This window comes from Paenibacillus sp. FSL H7-0331, assembly GCF_001956045.1.
The window spans coordinates 1-4,905 of sequence record NZ_MRTH01000100.1 but is presented as its reverse complement, the minus strand read 5'-3'; the positions used below and the strand labels follow the sequence as shown (position 1 = coordinate 4,905).

The window sequence follows — 4,905 nt, the reverse complement described above, 5'->3', positions numbered from 1 at the left end:
GGATCAATCAACATCCACTTGAAGTGATCGACCGACTTCTTCTTCGTGTATAAAAATCTTTAGTTCATTCTATATAGGTGAGGATGACCCTCTTTGGCATTTTCGCGTGGGCTACTCCTACTATTATCTTGAACAATATGAGGAAGCATTAAGAGAATTTGATATTACAGATATGCTAGATCCAGGAGATAGATCTACTTTGACATTATTAGATTGGAGTCGAGGTAAAGTCGAACGAAAGAAGCAATCTGCCACATTGAAAGTTATGAACGAACAAACTACGGTTAACGAAGCACGTGAAGTTCCTATTAAAGCTGTAGTAAATGTTGTAGACAAAATTAAACCATGTGCACTAAGAGTGCAAGATAATAGTAGTGCGTCATTTGAATATTTAAAAGATATGTATATTGATGCATATTACCCTAATTTTCTTGTGGATAAAGTCAAAGCTGAACTAGTTAAAGTTGTTGAATTTTTGGAACAAGGAAATCAAGATATCGAAGAAATTCAAGCAAAGCTTAATTTCGCCATCCATGTAATCAATGTTATTGCAGAAGAGTTTGACGAAAATGACAGCGAAATTGAAACAGTTGCGAGAGAATCAATTGCACAAACTGTTGAAGATATTTTAGCCTTTTTTGGTATCGAAATAGATACAGAAGTAGCCATTCAAGAACGTGATTGGTAGTGTAGACGAGGGATTCGAAGGTGGCGGTTATGATTGGGGTTCCTTGGCGGCTTTGATCCAGAAGAGAATATGTTCTGCACTTATTCTAACAATAGAGAAGCTATACAAAGATTTGTGCTCGGATTTAAGGATGTTGAATAACGCACTATTAATTTATATTTTGGATAGGAGGGAAATTGTATAGCTATCTATTTTAATATTTCAATGCCTGTTATGGATTTTCTTACTGAGAGCCATAATGTAATGCTGAGTCATGGAGTTAAACTATATGCCGAAATATTTGTTAACGCACAGGGTGAACGTCAATATACATCTTTTGAAAGTGAAAAAAACGATTTGTTCTCCAGTTATTTTAATGATACTGCATATAACTCTTTTTTCTTTTCCTGCTACCCCATACAAGATATAACACAAATCAAAGAATTTGGATATTTTTATGATACACCAGGCTCCTACTCTATTGAAGTTAAAGGCGGCAGAGAAACCTATAAAAGTCGAGAACTTATACAAATGCGTATGATATCAAAGAATCCTAACAAACAAATACAATCTTTTTATCGAACATTTCAAAGGGACTTAAAGAAAATTTCAGGATTGCAAAAGCATACCCAAAAGAATTATTTTTACTTGCCAACGGAAAAAATTATAATTCCTGCTAATCCACATTCACAGAACACAAGAGATAATTGGGAAGACTTTTATCTTTCAAAAATTGAGAGTGTTGAATAACTCTGAAAATAATCAAAATTGTCTTTCCATATAATCTATATAATCCCTTCTTTTGTGATGCTGTCCAGGACATTTGTAAGGAAAGTTTACGATAACTGAGGATTAATCGGCGTCTTGAGCGGGGCACGTTCTAGTACGATAAGCCAGCGACATGCCCTCCCGAAGGTTACGGCATGTTCAGTCGTTTAACGTAAAAGTTTGCCATTTCGACATACTGCATGCTGTGATGGTGAACTCCATGAGACGAGCAACCAAACGCGAAACGAAGTCACGCTCATCCTGCAGAAGTATAAGCCGTACCAAGACGGTGTTCCACTATGTTTCATGATTCCTGATTGAGTGAGCAGAAGTGAGAAGTCAAACCAATTAATGATTTGAACTGCAATAAATCATGTGGATTAAACTAATATTGAAATCATTATTTAATTAAAAGTTAGAGGAGAGGATACAAGGATGGATAAGGATCTATTGAAACAGCTCACTCTTTGGCATAACAAGAACCAGCATGAGAAAATCATTAACAAAATTATAGAAATACCCGAAGCAGACAGGGACTATGACTTAGTTTGCCATTTGGCAAGAGCATTAAATAATCAAGAAAATTATAATGAAGCTATCAAATATTTTTTATCTGTGCAAAAGCAAGGCGAGCACGACCCTCTTTGGCATTACCGATTAGGATATGCTTATTTTTACCTTAAACAGTATAAGGAAGCGATAGTTGCTTTTGAACAAGCTGTAGCACTAGACCCTGAAGATGCACATGGCAGGACGTTTTTAGAAATGAGCCGCAACGCCGCTGGTAGAGCAGGAAATGAAACCATTCATATAGTTAACGTTGAACAGGATGAGGGTTTGTTAGAAGTTAATGAAAAAATAAACCCATTTGGGCTAGTTTCGCATAATAATGGAAGCATATCAATGATTTTAAGTGTTGGCAAATATAAGTATGAAATTTTTCAAACACGAGCCGAAGAAGGATTTGAGGGCAATGGCTATGATTGGGGTTCATTAGCAGCCGTGTTTCTTGAAGAAAAAATGCCACATTTAGTTGATATCGTGCGATTTGACCCTGAAGCCGATATGTTCGCTGCTTATTCAGACAATAGAGAAGCAATACTTAGTCTTGCAATAGCTTTTAAGGAAGCATGTGAAGATGACTCATTAATAAAAGACCTATTTTCACGAGCTGAATTAGATTGATTGGAAATAGCAAGGTACAACAGTATCCTCTGTTGCATTGAAATGACAATAGCCGATCCAAATACTCCTTAATTGTAGCGAGTTTTTTTTATTATCGGATCAAGTTTGTGTCATTTCCCAACGACACAAACTCGATCCGATTCTTGTTTTGCGACACCATATGATTTGATTCTCTCACACAAGCTCGTGTATTTGCCAGGATATTCATCTCCCACAGAATTGATGGTTGTGAAAAAAGAAATCGAGATTACGGTAGTAGAAGCCTTACAGTAGCATATAACTTTCTAGAGGTGATGAGCGTATGGGAACATGGAGTACTGGGGTTTTTGGTAATGACACCTCGTGTGAGATCAAGGAATATTTCTATGAGCAGTATAATCGGGGTTCTGAAGTTACTCAGATTGTCAGCGAGTTACAAGAGAAATTTACTAATAGCTTAAATAATACAGATGATAGAAACAATGTATTATTTGCGTTGTCCCATTGCCTTTGGGAAACGAAATACTTAGAGGATTCGCTGTTAGAGCAAGTCGCTCAGATCATTGAGAGTGGGAGTGACTTAACTGTCTGTGAACAGCTTGGAGCAAATGTACAATTTATTAACCAGCGAAAAAAGTATTTACATACATTTATCTCCAAAATTAGCGTACCCAAAAGTATAGCAAAAAAGAGGGTCAAGCCACCTACGCAATTTGAAAGTGATTATCACAATGGCAGTTGCCTTACTTTTCAATATCCTAGTGGCTTATACGGCGGCATTATCATTATCGACTGCGCCTTTTATCGTAACCGAGGTTCAATGCGCATAGCATTCACCGATATTGAGCAGCACTCTGAACCCGATTATAACGATTTTCTAGCCTCTCGCCTGATCAACTTTAGCTGGGAGGGAGTATGGGGAGAGGCAAACAAGTATGCCGCCTTTGAGGGTAAGACTGCCCGCATTTCTACCTATCCGTTGAGCTATGATCATGCTAAAGAGCGTGTTTCTTAATTTGAGTATAACGATATGTTCTTCACAATTGTGGGCGAGCTCCCTAAATACACACAATGCCTACTAGCTACAGTTGGCATTGGAGTCCATTACAATCTTGCTTATCCTGAGTTTGCCATCTCTATGAAAAAGACATTACTAAATTGGAAGCAAAATGAAGACCTATACAGTAAAAAAGTTTCTAAGGAAACGATTACTAAATTAAATAACTTATTATTCCTCAACAAGTAGCTGTTTACGTATTTTCATATCATAATTAATTAACTGAGTCCGGTTTTTGATATCCCATTTGCGGAATATATTCGTTTAAAGGACTTAGGTTTCGATATTCTGCTTTCTGAGGGAGACTTGAAAAACGGCGGAAATATTGGATTTGATATGAGCAGTGCTAACGGTATGTTTCGGGTAGAACTTGATATTGCCTGCGGCGCTCTAATCGATCTTTCAGCCATTGTATTGGAGAGTCTTAAATCAGGCTATGTCGATATGCATGATTTGGATGAGGCTAGGCAGCCGTGCAAACTTTATATTGATGCCTCCGAAGAAAAAAGAAACCTGCCTCGGGATGAATTGAACAAGTTTTCCCGTAATCCGCTGTCCTACGATTTAGCCGAGCTTGTTCCGACCGATGATATGAGGGAGCTTGCGGAAAAGGCAAAAATGATCGCAGTGAGCTGTTATAGGTTGGTCTTAGCCTTTGAATATGGGAAGTTTTAGCGATTTCGCTCCGCGCCGGATTTTTCGCTGATAGACCCGATAAGCTGAACCGTATCACAAATAGAGGTAAAGCAGAAAATGATGATAAAGATTGAAGTGGTATTGATAAATATGCTTTTGGGGATAAGTGTAAATTAAGCCTATTACCTCTTGTAAGTGGCATACATGAAAACTTACCGTTACTGGCAGCGTGGAGAAAGGCATTGTGCTATACCAGCTAATAGGCTGTCAATATTTAATAATTAATGAACGAAACGAAGGATGCTATACTGATAAAAGGGTACGATAAATAACCGTCCCACAGCATTTGGGAAGGTTTACCTCAATGTCTAAGGCTTGCTAATCAGTCTAAGCGGAAAGCTTCTTTCTTGGTTAAGATGGCATAAATCCAGTGGATCAGTTTATTTGCACAAGCAATCACAGCTACTTTAAACAGTTTGCCTTCAGCACGCTTTTTATCGTAATAAAGCCTTAGTTTTTTATTACGTGAGCTTCGCAGACCACAACGAACAGCTTGGTATAAGGCTGTTCGGAGCTTTCTAGAACCGCGTTTAGTAATTGGATTTCGAGTAGC

General features: G+C 37.8%; 5 protein-coding genes and 1 pseudogene. 5 read left to right on the top strand and 1 reads right to left on the bottom strand.

Annotated elements, in window-relative coordinates; all coding sequences use genetic code 11:
- Nucleotides 1–106: 106 nt before the first annotated feature.
- From BK127_RS46160 to BK127_RS41515, 5 genes are all read left to right on the top strand, one after another.
- Entirely contained in the window at nucleotides 107–688 is a 582-nt protein-coding gene (locus BK127_RS46160; protein ID WP_445667538.1) for a DUF5713 family protein, read from the top strand.
- Between the two features lie 204 nt (nucleotides 689–892).
- Nucleotides 893–1,417 (top strand): hypothetical protein, encoded by a 525-nt coding sequence (locus BK127_RS41535; RefSeq protein WP_083689987.1) that lies wholly within the window; start codon nucleotides 893–895, stop codon nucleotides 1,415–1,417.
- 453 nt (nucleotides 1,418–1,870) lie between these two features.
- Nucleotides 1,871–2,620 (top strand): Imm51 family immunity protein, encoded by a 750-nt coding sequence (locus tag BK127_RS41530; protein ID WP_076238484.1) that lies wholly within the window; start codon nucleotides 1,871–1,873, stop codon nucleotides 2,618–2,620.
- 301 nt (nucleotides 2,621–2,921) lie between these two features.
- Nucleotides 2,922–3,614, top strand: coding sequence for a hypothetical protein (locus BK127_RS41525; RefSeq protein WP_076238483.1), 693 nt, complete (start codon nucleotides 2,922–2,924; stop codon nucleotides 3,612–3,614).
- A gap of 264 nt (nucleotides 3,615–3,878) precedes the next feature.
- Nucleotides 3,879–4,331 (top strand): imm68 putative immunity domain-containing protein, encoded by a 453-nt coding sequence (locus BK127_RS41515; protein WP_083689986.1) that lies wholly within the window; start codon nucleotides 3,879–3,881, stop codon nucleotides 4,329–4,331.
- A 343-nt stretch (nucleotides 4,332–4,674) separates the two neighbouring features.
- On the opposite strand, the pseudogene BK127_RS41510 reads toward BK127_RS41515, so the two are convergent.
- A pseudogene (locus BK127_RS41510) lies at nucleotides 4,675–4,905 on the bottom strand (IS110 family transposase); the annotation flags it as partial.

Excerpts from the sequence above, each read along its gene's own strand:
- BK127_RS41535 (WP_083689987.1), top strand. The coding sequence starts at position 893 with ATGCCTGTTATGGATTTTCTTACTGAGAGCCATAATGTAATGCTGAGT.
- BK127_RS41530 (WP_076238484.1), top strand. The coding sequence starts at position 1,871 with ATGGATAAGGATCTATTGAAACAGCTCACTCTTTGGCATAACAAGAAC.
- BK127_RS41525 (WP_076238483.1), top strand. The coding sequence starts at position 2,922 with ATGGGAACATGGAGTACTGGGGTTTTTGGTAATGACACCTCGTGTGAG.